This is a genomic window from Aggregatibacter segnis, from assembly GCF_003130075.1.
GTDB classification, from domain to species: domain Bacteria; phylum Pseudomonadota; class Gammaproteobacteria; order Enterobacterales; family Pasteurellaceae; genus Aggregatibacter; species Aggregatibacter segnis_A.
The window spans coordinates 234,586-252,037 of sequence record NZ_NRCW01000002.1; the positions used below are offsets into that span (position 1 = coordinate 234,586).

Annotated in this window: 16 protein-coding genes; 7 read left to right on the plus strand and 9 right to left on the minus strand. The window is 42.8% G+C overall.

Annotation, left to right across the window (positions count from 1 at the left end):
• Positions 1-113: 113 nt before the first annotated feature.
• On the minus strand, positions 114-1,511 hold the full coding sequence (locus tag DK415_RS03015; RefSeq protein WP_109432403.1) for an MATE family efflux transporter: 1,398 nt from the start codon (positions 1,509-1,511) through the stop codon (positions 114-116).
• A 26-nt stretch (positions 1,512-1,537) separates the two neighbouring features.
• Here DK415_RS03015 and DK415_RS03020 point away from each other — a divergent pair, with 26 nt between their 5' ends.
• The gene (locus DK415_RS03020; RefSeq protein ID WP_109432404.1) at positions 1,538-2,152 is read left to right on the plus strand and encodes a riboflavin synthase subunit alpha; all 615 of its coding nucleotides are present in this window, start codon (positions 1,538-1,540) and stop codon (positions 2,150-2,152) included.
• A 100-nt stretch (positions 2,153-2,252) separates the two neighbouring features.
• Complete coding sequence (yhbY, locus tag DK415_RS03025) at positions 2,253-2,555, plus strand: ribosome assembly RNA-binding protein YhbY (protein WP_109432405.1); 303 nt, start codon at positions 2,253-2,255, stop codon at positions 2,553-2,555.
• Positions 2,556-2,619: 64 nt separating this feature from the next.
• Here the strand turns inward: yhbY and greA are convergent, their stop codons facing one another.
• Positions 2,620-3,096: a transcription elongation factor GreA gene (gene greA, locus DK415_RS03030; protein ID WP_109432406.1), complete on the minus strand. Its 477-nt coding sequence runs from the start codon at positions 3,094-3,096 to the stop codon at positions 2,620-2,622.
• 183 nt (positions 3,097-3,279) lie between these two features.
• Here greA and dacB point away from each other — a divergent pair, with 183 nt between their 5' ends.
• Positions 3,280-4,698 carry a serine-type D-Ala-D-Ala carboxypeptidase gene (gene dacB, locus DK415_RS03035; protein ID WP_109432407.1) on the plus strand — a complete coding sequence of 473 codons (1,419 nt, stop codon included), beginning with the start codon at positions 3,280-3,282 and terminating at the stop codon, positions 4,696-4,698.
• 110 nt (positions 4,699-4,808) lie between these two features.
• Here dacB and folE read toward each other — a convergent pair whose 3' ends face one another.
• Positions 4,809-5,465, minus strand: coding sequence for a GTP cyclohydrolase I FolE (gene folE, locus DK415_RS03040; RefSeq protein ID WP_109432408.1), 657 nt, complete (start codon positions 5,463-5,465; stop codon positions 4,809-4,811).
• A gap of 192 nt (positions 5,466-5,657) precedes the next feature.
• Here folE and moeA point away from each other — a divergent pair, with 192 nt between their 5' ends.
• Positions 5,658-6,872 (plus strand): molybdopterin molybdotransferase MoeA, encoded by a 1,215-nt coding sequence (gene moeA, locus DK415_RS03045; protein ID WP_109432409.1) that lies wholly within the window; start codon positions 5,658-5,660, stop codon positions 6,870-6,872.
• A 15-nt stretch (positions 6,873-6,887) separates the two neighbouring features.
• Entirely contained in the window at positions 6,888-7,616 is a 729-nt protein-coding gene (gene moeB / locus DK415_RS03050) for a molybdopterin-synthase adenylyltransferase MoeB (protein ID WP_109432410.1), read from the plus strand.
• A 154-nt stretch (positions 7,617-7,770) separates the two neighbouring features.
• On the opposite strand, the gene DK415_RS03055 is transcribed toward moeB, so the two are convergent.
• The 4 genes from DK415_RS03055 to yfbV form a co-directional block, all read right to left on the minus strand.
• On the minus strand, positions 7,771-8,733 hold the full coding sequence (locus DK415_RS03055) for a hypothetical protein (protein WP_109432411.1): 963 nt from the start codon (positions 8,731-8,733) through the stop codon (positions 7,771-7,773).
• 179 nt (positions 8,734-8,912) lie between these two features.
• A complete protein-coding gene (gene purF / locus DK415_RS03060) occupies positions 8,913-10,424 on the minus strand; it encodes an amidophosphoribosyltransferase (protein WP_109432412.1) in 1,512 nt (503 codons plus the stop codon).
• A 13-nt stretch (positions 10,425-10,437) separates the two neighbouring features.
• On the minus strand, positions 10,438-10,983 hold the full coding sequence (locus tag DK415_RS03065; protein ID WP_109432413.1) for a CvpA family protein: 546 nt from the start codon (positions 10,981-10,983) through the stop codon (positions 10,438-10,440).
• Between the two features lie 177 nt (positions 10,984-11,160).
• Entirely contained in the window at positions 11,161-11,604 is a 444-nt protein-coding gene (yfbV, locus tag DK415_RS03075) for a terminus macrodomain insulation protein YfbV (protein ID WP_109432415.1), read from the minus strand.
• A 293-nt stretch (positions 11,605-11,897) separates the two neighbouring features.
• Between yfbV and DK415_RS03080 the strand changes: the two genes are divergently transcribed.
• Entirely contained in the window at positions 11,898-13,100 is a 1,203-nt protein-coding gene (locus DK415_RS03080) for an acetate kinase (protein ID WP_109127904.1), read from the plus strand.
• Between the two features lie 71 nt (positions 13,101-13,171).
• Complete coding sequence (gene pta / locus DK415_RS03085; protein WP_109432416.1) at positions 13,172-15,307, plus strand: phosphate acetyltransferase; 2,136 nt, start codon at positions 13,172-13,174, stop codon at positions 15,305-15,307.
• Positions 15,308-15,448: 141 nt separating this feature from the next.
• Here pta and folK read toward each other — a convergent pair whose 3' ends face one another.
• Both folK and pcnB read right to left on the minus strand, forming a co-directional pair.
• Positions 15,449-15,955 (minus strand): 2-amino-4-hydroxy-6-hydroxymethyldihydropteridine diphosphokinase, encoded by a 507-nt coding sequence (gene folK / locus DK415_RS03090; RefSeq protein ID WP_109432417.1) that lies wholly within the window; start codon positions 15,953-15,955, stop codon positions 15,449-15,451.
• The gene (gene pcnB / locus DK415_RS03095; protein ID WP_239305522.1) at positions 15,948-17,405 is read right to left on the minus strand and encodes a polynucleotide adenylyltransferase PcnB; all 1,458 of its coding nucleotides are present in this window, start codon (positions 17,403-17,405) and stop codon (positions 15,948-15,950) included. Before pcnB ends, folK begins: the two co-directional genes overlap by 8 nt.
• Positions 17,406-17,452 lie beyond the last annotated feature (47 nt).

A 17,452-nucleotide genomic window follows, 5' to 3' on the forward strand; every position in this document is an offset into this window, starting at 1 on the left:
AAAAGGTTCAGCTGAAAAAGAGAATTATTCTCTTTTAAACACTAAAAAAACATCTCAAAAAACAACCGCACTTTAGATGAAAAAAGCCTGCTACAACGGTAACAGGCTTCTCTTTATTTCAATTTTTCTAAACGTGCTAACAAGACTTCATCCGGCAAACGCTGAATTTTTCGGAGACGATAAATTAATAAAATGGCCGCTAAGGTTAAACTCACAATAAAGGCAATCCAGAACCCTTTCGCCGCAATACCACCGGTAATAATCAAATCGGTACGCGCCAATGTGTAACCGAGTGGCATACCGACAACCCAATAGCAAAATAATGTGATGTATAAAATGGCTTTGGTGTCTTTATAACCACGCAACACGCCACCGATAATCACTTGTACCGTGTCAGAAAATTGGTATAGCGAGGCAATTAATAATAAGGTGCCTGCCATGGCAATCACTTCAACGTCTTTCACAAAAATAGCGGCGATATGTTCTCGTAAAATTACCGTTAAAAATGCAGTGATTATCGCAACCGATAATCCGACCGCCAAGGCAGAATACGACACCAATTTTGCCCCATGTGGAGATTTTTCACCTAAACGCTGTCCCACTAAGATGGTGGTTGCCATGCCAATCGACATAGGCAACATGAAGACAAACGAACTGGTGTTTAAGGCAATTTGGTGGCTCGCCACAACATCGGCGCCAAGCGGCGATAAAAATAATGAAGTTAATGCAAACAACGCCACTTCACAACACAGCGCCATGGCGATAGGAAACCCAAGTTTCAGCAACTTGCTCAATGTACGCACATTCGGACGTTCGATAATCTTGTCGAAGACCTTTAAATCACGTTGATTTCTCGCGCGCATACAATAAGTCAACATGAGAAGACACATCATCCAGTTCACGATTGCCGTCGCAATACCACAGCCCACCGCCCCAAATGCCGGAATACCGAGTTTGCCGTAAATGAAAATATAGTTAAGGGGAATGTTGAGCATTAAACCGAGGAAAGCAATCACCATGGCAGGCTTGGTTTTGGCAATACCGTCATTTAAACAACGAAAATTAATCATTAATAAATAACCCGGCAAGCCCCAAATCATGGCGTGTAAATAGCCGCTTGTGATCTCCGCCAAACGAGGTTCCATATCCATGTTTTGTAAGACAACATCGCTGTGATAAATCAATAAACCGAGCGGAATACAGCTAAAGAACACAATCCAGATGCCTTGGCGTACCTGATGAGCAATCCGTTTACGCTGACCGGAGCCATTCAAATAGGAAATGGTCGGAGGCAAGGCGAGTAACAACCCGTGTCCGAATAACACCAACGGCAACCAAATGGATGCGCCGACGGAAATAGCCGCCATGTCAGCCGCACTCACGCGCCCTGCCATAATGGTATCCACCATCCCCATGGAATTTTGCGCAATTTGCGCAAGCAAAATCGGAATGGCGATAGCAATTAATTTTTTGGCTTCAATATGATATTCTTTGACGAAGTTTACATTCATAAATAAATAGATGTCGAGAGGTCATTATGTTTACAGGCATTGTGCAAGGTACGGCACAAATTAAGGCTATTACAGAAGGGACTAATTTTAGAACACACGTGGTGGAAATGCCACAAGAAATGCTGAAAGGATTACAAATCGGTGCGTCTGTTGCGCACAACGGCGTGTGTTTAACTGTCACGGAAATCAAAGGCAATTTGGTGAGTTTCGACTTAATGCAAGAAACCTTGAAAATCACTAATTTGGGCGAGTTAAAGATCGGCGATTTTGTGAATATCGAGCGCGCCATGCAAATGGGCACAGAAATCGGTGGACATATTTTATCCGGCCATGTGTATTGCACGGCGGACATCGTTGAACGAATCCCTTCCGAAAACAACCTACAAATTTGGTTCCAACTGCCAAATAAAGCCATGATGAAATATGTGTTAACCAAAGGCTTTATTGCCGTGGATGGCATTAGTTTAACCATCGGTGAAGTCCGTGAACAAAGCTTCTGCGTGAATCTCATTCCGGAAACAATTCATCGTACATTGATCGGCAAGAAAGACATCGGTAACAAAGTCAATATTGAAATCGATCCGCAAACGCAAGCTATTGTGGATACGGTTGAACGTTATTTGACACAGAAAGAAGCCTAAAAGTGCGGTGTTTTTTAGCGGCGTTTTTTCATCAGAATTTATTAGCTAAAACGCCCGTTTTGCTTTAGAATCAGCCATCAATTTTTTCAACGAGATTATTATGTCAATTACATTATCAACCAAACAAAAACAATATTTAAAAGGCCTTGCCCACCATTTAAGTCCGGTGGTCATGCTCGGTGGCAATGGTTTAACGGAAGGCGTGTTGGCGGAAATTGATTTGTCACTCAATCATCACGAATTGATTAAAGTGAAAATCAACGGTTCCGATCGTGAAACCAAACAATTAATTATTGATGCTATCGTGCGTGAAACCGGTGCTGCGGAAGTACAAACTATCGGTCATGTATTAGTGTTGTATCGCCCAAGTGAAGAAAATAAAATCCAACTTCCGCGTAAATAACCTAAAAAGTAAACATGAAAAAAGGCAGTTTAAAACTGCCTTTTTATTATCCGTTTTAGTGAGTTTAAACATACTCTACTTCAATAATTTCAAATTCAACCGCACCGCCCGGTGTGGTGATATTGACGACATCGTCCACTTCTTTACCCACCAAACCACGAGCAATCGGCGAATTCACAGAAATCAACCCGTTTTTAATGTCGGCTTCATCATCGCCCACAATACGATAAGTCACTTCTTCATCTGTATTGGTATTAAATAGCACCACCGTTGCACCAAAGATCACTTTGCCGTTATTGGGAATTTTTGTGACATCAATTATTTGGCTGTTACCGAGTTTACCTTCGATTTCTTGAATGCGTCCTTCGCAGAAACCTTGTTGTTCACGCGCTGCATGATATTCCGCATTCTCTTTTAAGTCGCCATGTTCACGTGCTTCTGCAATGGCTTTGATAATTTCCGGACGACGTTCATTCTTCAAATAATCCAGTTCTTCACGCAATAATTGCGCGCCACGAACGGTCATTGGAATTTGTTGCATTCTTCTTTTCCCTAAATTTAAACAAAAGAAAAACCGTGGAATCCCAGGGATTCCACAGCATAAATTAATCCGTTATAGAGGGAGAAAAGCATTTACTCCCGCGTATTCGCGTACTATTATTGTTCGCCTGAAAAAAAATAGCAACCTCAAGTCTAAATTATGTGTCAGTTTTACTCATTTCGTATGTTCAAAAAAATCTGTTTTTTCCTTGGCTTAACAGCAACCACTTCGACTTTTGCCAATGTTGATGTAAACAATTACCTCGACAAACTACCTGAGGGTGCAAATTTGGCTTTTATCGCCAAAAACATTAATCAAAATAAGATTGTTGCCGACTATCAAGGGCAAACCTTCATGTTACCCGCCAGTACACAAAAAGTGTTCACCGCGTTGGCGGCAAAATTAGCGCTCGGCGATTCATTTCAATTTCAGACCGCTCTTTTAACCAACGGAAAAGTACAAAATGGTCAACTCGACGGCGATTTAATCGTACGTTTCACAGGAGACCCTGATCTCACCAGCGGACAATTATTCAACTTATTCGCAGAATTAAAGAAACAAAACATCAATAAAATCACCGGCAATTTGATCTTGGATACCTCTGTGTTTACCGGTCATGATCGCGGTTTAGGTTGGATTTGGAACGACCTGACCATGTGTTTTAATTCTCCACCTGCGGCGGTAAACATTGATAATAACTGCTTCTATGTGGATATTGATGCGAACCTGCCGGAAGGACAACAAGTTAAATTTAACGTGCCGTCACAGTACCCGATTCAAGTGTTTGGACAGGTTTATGTGGCTGGTAAAGAGGAAGCCGGCTATTGCCAATTAGATGCGGTGGTACACGACAATAACCGCTATCAAGTGAAAGGTTGTTTAGCGCGCCAAGCCAAGCCTTTTGGATTGAGTTTTGCCGTACAAGATCCTGATGCTTACGCTGCGGCGATTATTCAACGTCAGCTAAAACGCCTGAACATTGAATTTAACGGTCAAGTGCAACAACCCTATCGTCAGCAACAAGGACAGGTTTTAGCACAACATCTTTCGAAACCGTTGCCAGAACTCATCAAGAAAATGATGAAAAAATCCGATAACCAAATTGCCGATGCCTTGTTCCGTACCATTGCTTATTATAAATATAAACGCCCTGCATCGTTCCAATTGGGTACATTAGCGATGAAAAGCGTGTTATCGCAGGTAGGCATTAAATTTGGTAACAGCATTATTGCTGACGGTTCCGGGCTTTCCCGCCATAATTTGGTCGCACCACAAACCATGTTACAGGTATTGGATTACATCGCTAAAAATGAAGACAAATTACATTTGCTGGACACCTTCCCGATTGCCGGTGTTGATGGCACATTGAGCGGACGCGGCTCCTTAATCAATCCGCCGTTAATAAAAAATGTGATAGCTAAAACCGGGGCATTAAAAGGCGTGTACAATTTGGCAGGCTACCTCACCAACGCACGTGGTGAAAAAGTGGCATTCGTACAATTCATCAATGGATATTCTACCGGCGATTTAGAAAGCAAAACCAAACGTGCCCCGCTGGTACAATTTGAAAGCGGCGTGTATAACGCATTGTATCAGGATTGATTTAATACAGCAGAAATGAAAGTGCGGTGGATTTTTCAAACGTTTTAAAACGCCTCTAAAATCCACCGCACTTTTAATTTAATTGAGCGACCGACGAATCCGTCGCAAGATTATTTATTAATCAAACTCAAAAATTCTTTGCGTGTTTCACGATCTTCTAAGAATACTCCACCAAAGGCGGATGTCACCGTATAACTGTTGGTGTCTTTAATGCCGCGACATTTCACACAGAAATGGGTGGCCTTCACATACACTGCCACATCTTCCGTTTCCAAAATCGTTTGAAAAGCCAATAAAATTTGCTCTGTTAAACGTTCCTGCACTTGCGGACGTTGGGCGAAAAATGCCACTACGCGATTAATTTTCGATAACCCGATCACCCAGTTTTTAGGGTAATAAGCCACGGAAACCATGCCATCGATCGTGACAAAATGGTGCTCGCAGGTGCTGGTTAAGGTAACATCATTGACTAACACCATTTCGCTCACCTTCATACGATTGGCGATATTGGTGATTTTCGGGAAGTTGGCATAATCCAAGCCACTGAAGATTTCATCCACAAACATTTTTGCAAGACGTGACGGGGTTTCTTCAATGCTATCATCATTTAAATCCAAACCGATTAAACGCAAAACTTCCTGCATGTGTTGTTCGATTTTTGTGCGGCGATCATCTTTTGTTTCATTCAACACCGCCATCGGTGTTTCAATTCCTTTCTGAACCAGCGCCGTGCGGACTTTCTCTGCTTCAGGTGAAATATCGTTCATTTACTGCTCCCAATAAAAATAATGCCGCATTTTAACAAAATCACCGGCAATAATAAAATGAAGATAATGACTATCCTCCATGAAAAGTTTTATTTAAAACCTATTTCAACCTGTTCTCTTACAAGTATTTTTTGAAACATCCTAAAGCCCGAGTATAATGGGCGGACTTTTTTATTCTTACAAGGATTCCGTATGTTGCCACTGTCTCAAGCACTTGAACAAATGTTAAATCAACTTCCTTCTCCGACTGGCACGGAAACGTTGCCGATACATCAAGCCAGTCAACGAATTTGTGCTGAAAATGTCGTTTCTCCGATTAATGTGCCTTCGTTCGATAACTCTGCGATGGACGGCTATGCAGTACGGTTGGCAGATTTACAACAATCCATGACACTCTCTGTTGCCGGGAAAGCCTTTGCCGGTGCGCCTTTTGAGGGAGAATGGACAGCACAAAGTGCAGTCAGAATTATGACTGGTGCGATGATTCCGCAAGGTGCTGATGCGGTGGTGATGCAAGAAGATGTCCAAGTGAACGATGATGGCTCAGTAACGTTCACCAGTCTGCCTAAATTGGGTCAAAACATTCGCCGTATTGGGGAAGATGTGAAAGAAGGCAATGTGGTATTACAACAAGGTACATTGTTAAACGCGGTATCCTTACCCCTCCTTGCCTCTCTAGGCATTGAAAAAGTGGCTGTGTTTCCACGTTTAAAAGTGGCCGTGCTTTCTACCGGCGATGAGCTGGTTCCGGTCGGTCAACCGTTACAAGCCGGTCAAATTTATGATACGAACCGTTTCACCGTAAAACTGTTGTTAGAAAAACTCAATTGCGACGTATTGGATTTCGGCATTTTACCGGACAACGAAGCACAATTTGAAAAAGCCTTTTTAGACGCGCAACAACAAGCGGATTTGGTGATCACCAGTGGCGGTGTGTCTGTGGGGGAAGCGGATTTCACCAAACATATTTTAGAAAAAGTCGGCAAAATCAACTTCTGGAAAATCGCCATTAAACCGGGCAAACCTTTTGCTTTTGGTAAATTAGAAAAAGCCTGGTTCTGTGGTTTGCCGGGCAATCCGGTGTCAGCTTTGGTCACTTTCTATCAATTAGTACAACCGGCAATTGCCAAACTAAGCGGTTACAGTCAATGGAGAGCCCCAATGCGTTTACCGGCCATTGCGGCGAGCAATCTGAAAAAAGCCCCGGGACGCTTGGATTTCCAACGGGGTTTCTATCAACTCAACGCACAAGGGCAAATTGAAGTGCAACCGGTGGGCTTCCAAGGCTCGCATTTGTTTAGTTCCTTTGTGAAAAGCAACTGCTTTATCGTGCTGGAACAAGAGCGTGGCAACATTGCCGCGGGCGAAACCGTCACCATCGAGCCTTTCAACGATTTATTACGCTAATATATTGAGTTTGTTATGGAATTAACTCATCAAGAAGAATTGCGTTACAACCGTCAAATCGTGTTGAAGGACATTGATTTTGACGGGCAGGAAACGCTAAAGAATACAAAAATGTTGATTGTTGGTCTCGGCGGATTAGGTTGTGCTGCCGGCCAATATTTAGCCGTTGCCGGTGTGGGTCATTTGACCTTACTGGATTTCGACACCGTGGATTTATCTAACTTACAACGCCAAGTGTTGCATGATGACAGTCGCCTTGGTATGCCAAAAGTGGAATCAGCGAAACTTTCCTTGCAACGTCTGAACCCGCACATTCAGGTGGACACTATCCATCAATTATTGGATGAACAGCAACTTCACGACTTAGTTAGCAAATTTGATATGGTATTGGATTGCACCGACAACATCACGACACGCAATCAATTAGATTTAGCTTGTGCCGCACATAAAATTCCACTCATTTCCGGTGCGGCAATTCGTATGGAAGGACAGGTTTCTGTTTTCACTTATGAAGACAACACACCAACCTATCATACGCTCAGCCGCTTATTCGGCGACAACGTGTTAAGCTGTGTAGAAGCCGGTGTGTTGGCACCGATTGTCGGCTTAGTTGGTTCTATTCAAGCCTTGGAAGCCATCAAAGTGCGGTTAAAAATCGGCACGAATTTATGCGGCAGATTGTTGTTGATTGATGGAATGACCATGTCGGTAAGAGAAGTCAAATTGCTAAATAGCAGTATATAAAACAATGGCGGCACGCAACGGAAAATGCGTGCCGCCATGAAATTGTTTAAATATTCAATTACGCTTTTCTAAAAAATACCTTCAAAATCCACCGCACTTTATCCCCTCTATTTCAACAATAAGCCATCAGACAATAAAAATGCGTTACGTTATTTTAAAAGATGGCTTCTAAACGTAAAAATGCACCGATATGATGGCGGCGATCCTGGTTTTTATCATTGTAGTAATTCAGTTCAGGCTGAATAAAAAACCACTGACGCAAAATCGGCTGACGCCAAGTAATAAATGGGCCGTATTGGTTAATATGAAATTGTTTATTATCGATATCACCACCAATAAAAATGCCATAATTCAGCCGTTTATAGTTATTGAAATCGTGTTGACGATAAAAACTGTTTCCCCAAGAATTTTTTTCATCTACATCATGTTCGGACTGCAAATACAGCTGATTAGCGATAAAGGTGTTATCTGAAGTCCGATACTTGTTTTCAAAGTTCGTCCGCAAATAATGTTTACTATTGGTTCCGTAGCGGTAAATTTGCTCCAACCGTGTAGAGAAACGATCAGTAATAAGCCATTCTTTTCCCGCTTTAAAGCGCAAATAAATATCGCTACCGGAACGAATACCCAGATCGAGATCGGTATCGATACCTAATTTTTTAATGGAGTCGGACCAGCGTAAACCGACCGAGGCATTATCTTCCCGTGTTTGACGCCGATCATAATGTTTATTTTTATTCAATGGCTGGTTATAGACCTTACCGATGTGTTTTTTGTCTCGTGATTCATTATCTAAATCTTCATCCCCGAAAACCAAGCTCAGCTGTTTTTTCAAGGTCGGTAGGCGAATCTTCCCACGGACGCGTGGTTTCATAGAAAAGTGATCATAATGATTCCATTGGCTATCCAACATGATACGCAATCCGGCAGTCGCTGACTGATTGGGATCTGGCTCTCCCATCCATTCATCCATCGCATGCGCCCAACTATGCAGTTTGGTGCGTATTTCTTGATGTTGTTCATCTACCCATGTTTTTTCCTGTTCTTCAGCTAAAACACCGAAGGACGGTAACAAACCGATAAAAACCGATGCCGCTAACAAAGAGGATTTTTTCATATGTAGCTCCTTTACTTATATCGATGCCGTATTCACCCTATCTTATGCGATTTACGACAAACCTGTCACAAAAAAAATTCATAAGTAAATGAGGTTTCTATTAAATTTCTTGTTTGCAGTCTTCTCTATAAAACAAACGGCGCCTAATGCGCCGTTTGTTTTCATTATGAAAATCTATCCTATCTCTCGTTATGTATCTCAAGATTAGAAGAATCCTTTTCGCGTTTTTTCTTCGCAGCATCGTTACGTTGTTCAGCGATGTTATCCAGATAGGCTTCGGTAATATCACCGGTAACATAACAGCCGGTGAACACGGAACAATCAAATGCTTTAATGGATGGGTTTTCTTGTTGCACAGAGCCGGTTAAGTCCGCTAAGTCTTGGAATACTAATTTATCCACGCCGATAAGTTTGGCGATTTCGTCAGTATTACGCTCATAGGCGATTAATTCGCTGCGCGTTGGCATATCGATGCCATACACGTTCGGATAACGAATTTCCGGTGCAGCGGAGGCAAAATACACTTTTTTCGCACCGGCAGCTCGAGCCATCTCCACGATTTGTTCGGAAGTAGTTCCCCGCACGATAGAGTCATCCACCAATAACACATTTTTACCTTTAAACTCAGAGGCAATGGTATTCAATTTACGACGAACAGAACTCACGCGTTGCGCTTGCCCTGGCATAATGAATGTGCGGCCGACATAACGATTTTTTACAAATCCTTGACGGTAAGGTTTGTTCAACACATTAGCAATACGCAAGGCAATATCATTAGAGGTTTCCGGCACCGGAATCACAACATCAATATCCGTGTCTTGCCATTCACGGGCGATTTTTTCCCCTAAACGTTGTCCCATGTGCACACGGGCTGCGTAAACAGAAACTCCGTCAATGCAGGAATCCGGGCGGGCAAAATAGACATATTCAAAAATACACGGCGTTAACACGGGATTGTCAGCACATTGTTCCGCATATAGTTCACCATCAAAGGTAATAAAAATCGCTTCTCCCGGTGCCACATCACGCATGAATTCAAAACCAACCACATCTAATGCCACGCTTTCAGAAGCCACCATGTATTCAGTTTTGCCGTTTTCTTCACGTTTACCTAACACCAGAGGACGAATACCATGAGGATCGCGAAACGCCACCATGCCGTGATCGATGATCATCGCAATACACGCATAAGCACCTCGAATATCTTTATGCGTTTGCTTAACCGCATTAAAAATATCTTGCGGTGTTAAAGCGTATTTTTGTGGTTGATCGAGGTGATAAGCAAGAATGTTCAATAAAAGTTCGGAGTCGGAATTGGTGTTCACATGACGGCGGGCAAGATTAAAGAGTTTTTCTTTCAATTCGGCAGAGTTTGTTAAATTGCCGTTATGCACCAAGGTTAAACCATAAGGCGAGTTCACATAAAACGGCTGCGCTTCCGAGACGCTGGAACTCCCCGCCGTCGGATAACGCACATGGCCGATACCGGTATTGCCCGCTAAACGCAACATATGTTCCTGTTGAAACACATCACTCACCAAACCGTTCGCTTTACGCAAACGAAAGCGATTTTCGTCATCAATGGTGACGATGCCCGCTGCATCCTGTCCGCGATGCTGTAAAACGGTTAAGGCATCATAAATTGCTTGATTTACCGGGGTTTGACTGATAATACCGACAATACCGCACATGCTTGTTGTTCCTCTACTGATTCTGAGTTGAAGTTGGGATTGGATTTGAAGTAGGTGTAGTCACCTGCTCCAAATTCAAGGTTGAATTTAAAAAACTGGAATTTGCTTGTATCTGTTGGAAGAACCAATCCACCACAAAACGAAAGTGCGGTATTAATTTTGACTCTTTCCACCAATCACTTTGATTTGACGCGGTGAACGTATCCAAGAAAAATAAAATTGCCGCCACAATGAGCACGCCACGTAATAGCCCGAAGCAAGCACCAAGTACTCGATCCGTCCCGCTTAAGCCGGTGCGGTCCACCAGCTGACCTAACACATAATTCACGATAGCGCCAACAATCAATGAGGCAATAAATAAGATAGCAATGGCAACACCATTGCGGATATACAGGGATTCAATGGAGGTTAACAAACCCGCCAAATACACATAAAAATTGCTTGCAATAAAAAATGCCACAATCCAACTGGCTAGTGACATGACTTCGCGGACGAAACCGCGTAATAAGCTGACAATAACGGAAAAAACAATAATGCCGATAATAATGTAATCAATCATCAAATCATCTCTAAAGTGTTGAAAAAGACACTTCTATTTACAACGGGCGCTATTCTAGCAAAAAACGAAAACGTTTGCGCAAAAATTTACGCACTAAAAAACGCCCTTTTGCACAAAGAAGCAAAGGGGCGTCACTATACCATTGTTATGTTTGGGAATATAGAAAAAATCGGTGGGTTAAAGCTCCTGCCAAAAATCACGGGGTAATTTTTTATGAGCAAGATTCAGTAGCTTTGCTAAATCCAAATAAGTGAGCTTATCGGGGAAAGAAGGTAAGGTATCCTGCGTCTCTCTCAATTTTTCAAAAACGCGTTGAAAACCGACCGCACTTTGAGGTGATAATGGCGTTTGTGCACGTTTGCCCAACCAATAAAAGCCTTGTAAAGGCAAGCATAACGCAAATAAAGCACTTAACACCGCAACAGCAAGCGCCATATTGTCGCCATGCGCATAAATTTGCTGCCACACCACAAATAATACCGCGAGAAACGGCATCATTTTCTGAGCAAATAAGGTTGCTTTAATAATGCGATTTTCGGGAAAAATAGCGCCTAACTTTAGTTCTAAAGGCCAACTATTTAAATATTGTTGCCCTACTTTTAATGTGCGATAAAAACCCATCCCATGCTTATCCTTAGTTTTAATCCGAATGAAGGTTGCTCAACATAACATAAACCGAGCTATTTTTTAATTTTCTATATAACCACCTCTTCTTTGGTAGTCTCTTTTTTCGCGGAAAATGAATCACTTACCAAATGTAAAAAATTTGCTAAATTTTTTGATGCAAGTCGCATTTTTTGTCGTTGAGAATTTATTTTAAAGAGTGAAAGGTGTATCCTATGGCAGTTTAATTTTCTATTATTCGTTCAATATTTGAACGAATTTTGTTTAACTCAAACCAGTATAGGTCGCTTATGTCTGAAAAATTAGTCCTAATCCTCAATTGTGGTAGCTCTTCATTAAAATTTTCTATTTTGAATCCTGCCACCGGCGAAGAAAAATTGTCCGGCTTAGCCGAAGCGTTTTACTTACCTGAAGCCCGTATTAAATGGAAATTACACGGCGAAAAAGGACAGGCTGATTTAGGTGCCGGCGCCGCTCACGCCGAAGCGTTAAATTTTGTTGTTAATAACATTTTCTCGCTTGATCCTGAATTACAAAAAGGCGTTGTTGCTATCGGTCACCGTATCGTACACGGCGGCGAAAAATTCACATCCTCTGTTATCGTTACTGATGAAGTGGTTAAAGGCATTGAAGATGCAATTCAATTTGCACCATTGCACAACCCTGCACACTTAATCGGTATCAAAGAAGCATTCAAACTCTTCCCGCATTTGAAAGAGAAAAACGTGGTGGTATTTGATACTGCGTTCCATCAAACCATGCCGGAAGAGGCGTACTTATACGCATTACCTTACTCTTTATATCGCGATCACGGTGTTCGTCGCTACGGCGCACACGGTACAAGCCACTATTATGTCAGCCGTGAAGCAGCAAAACGTTTAGGCGTCGCAGAAGACAAAGTAAACGTGATCACTTGCCATTTAGGTAACGGTGGTTCCGTATCCGCAATTCGTCATGGCGAATGTATCGATACCTCTATGGGTTTAACCCCGTTAGAAGGTTTAGTCATGGGCACCCGTTGTGGTGACATCGACCCGGCTATCGTTTTCTACATGCACGACACCCTCGGCATGTCCGTTGAAGAAATCAACACCACCTTAACGAAAAAATCCGGTTTGCTTGGTTTAACCGAAGTCACTAGCGACTGCCGTTATGCCGAAGACAACTACGATAAAGAAATCCCAGCAAAACGCGCATTAGACGTTTATTGCTACCGTTTAGCGAAATACATCGGTTCTTACATGGCCGTTATCGGCGAGCGTTTGGATGCCATCGTCTTTACCGGTGGTATTGGTGAAAACTCTGCGCACGTACGCGAACTCACCTTAGCGCACTTAAAATTATTCGGTTATAAATTGGATAATGAGAAAAACATGGCTGCCCGTTTTGGTAACGAAGGCGTGATTACCGCTGATAACACACCAATCGCCATGGTAATTCCAACCAATGAAGAATTAGTGATCGCACAAGACACCGCTCGTCTTTGCATCTAAAACGTAATCTATAAACTGCCGATTTATTCGGCAGTTTCTTTTTAATCCTCTATTCCAATCGAAGGTAAATTATGTCTCGTACTATTATTTTAATTCCGATTAGTACCGGCGTGGGTTTAACCAGCGTAAGTCTTGGTTTAATCAACGCACTTGAACAAAAAGGTGCCAAAGTCGGTTTCATGAAACCTATTTCTCAACCAAATACCGGTGAAGATATTATCGACCGCACAACCTCTATCGTACGCACCAGCACCGCTTTAGAAACGGCTGAGCCGTTTATGCTAAGCGTGGCAGAATCGCTGATCGGTCAAAATCAATCTGATGTTTTATTAGAAAAAATCGTTGAAAATCATCAACGTCTTGCTAAAAACAATGAAATTGTCATTGTGGAAGGCTTGATTCCAACCCGCAAACATTCTTTCGCCAATAGTATTAACTACGAAATCGCCCAAGCACTTGATGCAGAAATCGTATTAGTTGCGGCACCGGCCACAGAAACTCCGGCACAATTAAAAGAACGTGTAGAAGCAGCAGCCTCTCTATTCGGTGGTCAAGGCAATAAAAATCTTCTTGGCGTAATCGTGAACAAATTCAATGCGCCAGTAGATGAATCCGGCAGAACCCGCCCAGATTTAAGCGAAATTTTCGATTCTTTCCAACACAGCCACAACAGCGAATCCGAGTTGGTAAAATTATTCGCACAAAGCCAGCTCAACTTATTGGCATGTATCCCATGGTCTGCTGATCTTATTGCAACCCGTGCGATTGATTTAATTAAACATTTAGGCGCATCCATTCTTAATGAAGGCGATGTAAATCGTCGTATTCGCGGTATCACTTTCTGTGCAAGAAGCTTGCCAAATATGGTGGAACACTTCCGTGCCGGAAGCTTACTCGTGGTTTCTGCTGACCGCCCGGATGTGATCGTGGCCGCGGCACTTGCGGTGTCCAACGGTATTGAAATCGGTGGTTTATTATTAACCGGCGGTTACAAATTAGATCCACAAATCAACAAACTTTGTCAGCATGTTTTTGAAAACAAAAAATTGCCGGTTTTCCGTATTGAAGGTAACACCTGGCAAACGGCTTTAAGCCTACAAAACTTTAATCTTGAAGTACCGGTTGACGATAAAGAGCGCATTGAAAACATCAAACGCTACACCAGCGAAAAATTAGATGCCGCCTTCGTTAACGGATTAGTTGAAGCTTCAAGCCGTTTACGTCGTCTATCTCCACCAGCATTCCGCTTCCAATTAACGGAATTAGCCCGTGCGGCGAATAAACGTATCGTCTTACCGGAAGGGGATGAACCACGTACAATCAAAGCGGCAATCTTATGTGCCGAACGCGGTATCGCAGAATGTATCTTGTTAGCCAACCCTGAAGAAGTAAAACGCGTTGCTGAATCTCAAGGTGTAAAATTAGTCAAAGGCATCACTGTTGTTGACCCGGCAAGCGTACGTGAGAACTATGTCGCGCGTTTAGTGGAATTACGTAAAGCCAAAGGCATGACAGAAACCATGGCGCGTGAACAATTGGAAGACAATGTTGTACTTGGTACCATGATGTTAGAAGCCAACGAAGTGGACGGCTTGGTATCCGGCGCAGTTCACACCACAGCGAACACTATTCGCCCACCGATGCAAATTATCAAAACCGCACCGGGTAGCTCCATTATCTCTTCCATCTTCTTCATGTTATTACCGGATCAAGTGTTGGTTTACGGTGACTGCGCAGTGAACCCGGATCCGACCGCAGAACAACTTGCGGAAATTGCGATTCAATCTGCCGAATCGGCGAAATCCTTCGGTATCGAACCGAAAGTGGCGATGATCTCCTACTCTACCGGCTCTTCCGGTAGCGGTGCAGACGTTGAAAAAGTGAAAGAAGCGACTCGTATTGCGAAAGAAAAACGCCCTGATTTACTCATCGACGGTCCATTACAATACGATGCAGCGGTTATGGAAGATGTGGCTCGCTCTAAAGCGCCAAATTCTCCGGTTGCCGGTCAAGCTACCGTATTCGTCTTCCCGGATTTGAATACCGGTAACACCACTTATAAAGCAGTTCAACGTTCTGCCGACCTTGTTTCTATCGGCCCGATGCTTCAAGGTATGCGCAAACCGGTGAACGACTTATCCCGTGGTGCGTTGGTCGATGACATCGTGTACACCATTGCATTAACAGCAATTCAAGCAACACAATAAAACGCTTGAAAAACACACCGCACTTTCGTGCAAAAGAAAAAGGCTTTCATGATGAAAGCCTTTTTTATTTACCGAAATAATTGAATTAACTCATCCGTTCTTTTGGCGCCAATCGCCTTTTATTTAAAGGGAAAAGTGCGGTCAGTTTTTGAGGTGAATTTCATTTTTGTGCTTCATAATCATCATTTGATGATCGGCAAATTTCTGCACAAGCGTTTGAATTGATTGCCCATTTGGCAACGAAAGATGAGGCGCAATTTCTGCCAACGGAATAATCACAAATTCACGTTGGTGCATATCGTAATGCGGCACTGTCAGGCGTTCCGACTGAATAATCTGATTAGAATACAGCAAAATATCCAAATCCAATGTCCGTTCTCCCCAGCGACGCAGACGCACACGACCTTGTTCATGTTCAATGCGTTGCAATTCATCCAACAATGCAAGAGGCGCAAGTGCGGTTTCCAAACAAGCCACAGCATTCACATAATCCGGCTGATCTTGTGGCCCAAGAGGCTTGCTTTGATAAAAAGAACTCACCGCCACTAATTTTGAGTCAGACAATTCATTCATCGCCTGCAATGCAGAAATCAGTTGCGTCTGAGGATCGGCGAGGTTACTTCCTAAGGCAATGTACACCTTATCCATAGCTGGCCTTTTTCGCAGGATGATGTCGTTTACGACGATGATATTTGCGTTTTTTCGGTTGACTCGGCAGATCTTTCACCAAATCTTGTCGTTGGCTTTCGTTGCTAAATTGATATTCATGCCACCATGCCGCCAATTCAACGGCTTCACCGCCCTCAATTTCCGCACGCATCACCAATAAATCAAAGCCCGCACGGAATTTTGATTGTTCGATAGCTCGCTGCACAGATTTCGGCGTGCGTTTTAAGAACTGCAACTGTAACGACCAAATATCGCGAATCACCGTGGTATGACGACGTGGCACCGCTAATGCATTACATAACACATCCAACAAATCGTTAGAGGCCAAAGCATAGGCATCATTGTTATTTAAGCCACCTTCATTTTTCAGAATTTCGACTCTTTCACGTAACGGATACCAGAAGAATGCGGCAAATAAGAACGCCGGATTAATCGGTAATTTATCTACCATGCGTTCATCGGTGGAAGTCAACGCACGCAAAATCATTTTTTCTGCCATGCTGTCTTCACGCTCAGTGAAATACGTTGGCAACAACGGGAAAAGCTGTTCAAACAAGCCATATTGACGCAATAAATGGTATGTTTTTACGCCATGCCCGCTTTGTAATAACTTCAAGCTTTCTTCAAATAAACGTGCCGGTGGAATATTTTTGAGTAAATGCGCAAGGGATTTAATTGGCGCTTCACTCGGTTTATCCAAGAACATCTCTAATTTCGCCATAAAGCGAATGGAGCGCAACATGCGTACCGGATCTTCCTGATAACGAGTAACGGGATCGCCGATTAAACGTAATTTACCGTTTTTTAAATCTTCAATACCGTTAAAATAATCTTTCAACGTGTTATCTTGTGGATTGTAATACAGCGCATTGACACTGAAATCACGGCGTTCCGCATCTTGTTCCAAGGTGCCGTACACGTTATCGCGCAACAGCATGCCCTCTTCACTTTGCTTAGCAAGCTTTTCATTATGATGCTCCGCATGGCCGGCGCGAAACGTCGCCACTTCAATAATTTCACGACCAAACATCACGTGCGCCAAACGGAAACGTCGCCCAACCAAACGGCATTGACGTTGAAAAACCGCTTGAATTTGTTCCGGACGGGCATTGGTCGCCACATCAAAATCTTTTGGTTTTTTACCGAGCAATAAGTCACGCAAACAACCGCCGACCACATAGGCTTCATACCCTTGACGTTGCAATTTTTCCACCACAGTCAATGCATTACGATTAAACATACGCGGTGTAATACCATGCATGGATGCCTTAATGCTATGTCTGAAATCTTTTTTAGGTGTGTTTCTTTTATTGTGGGATGAACCCTGAGCCTTGTTTTTTACAGGTTCAGTCACTGTGATAGAGGGTCTTTTAGGTGAGGCTTTAATGTCATTTTGAGCAGCAGGATGTTTTTTGATTTTCTTGCTCAAAAGATTTTTAATATAGGTAAAGATAAGACATCTCCGTTTATCAGAAA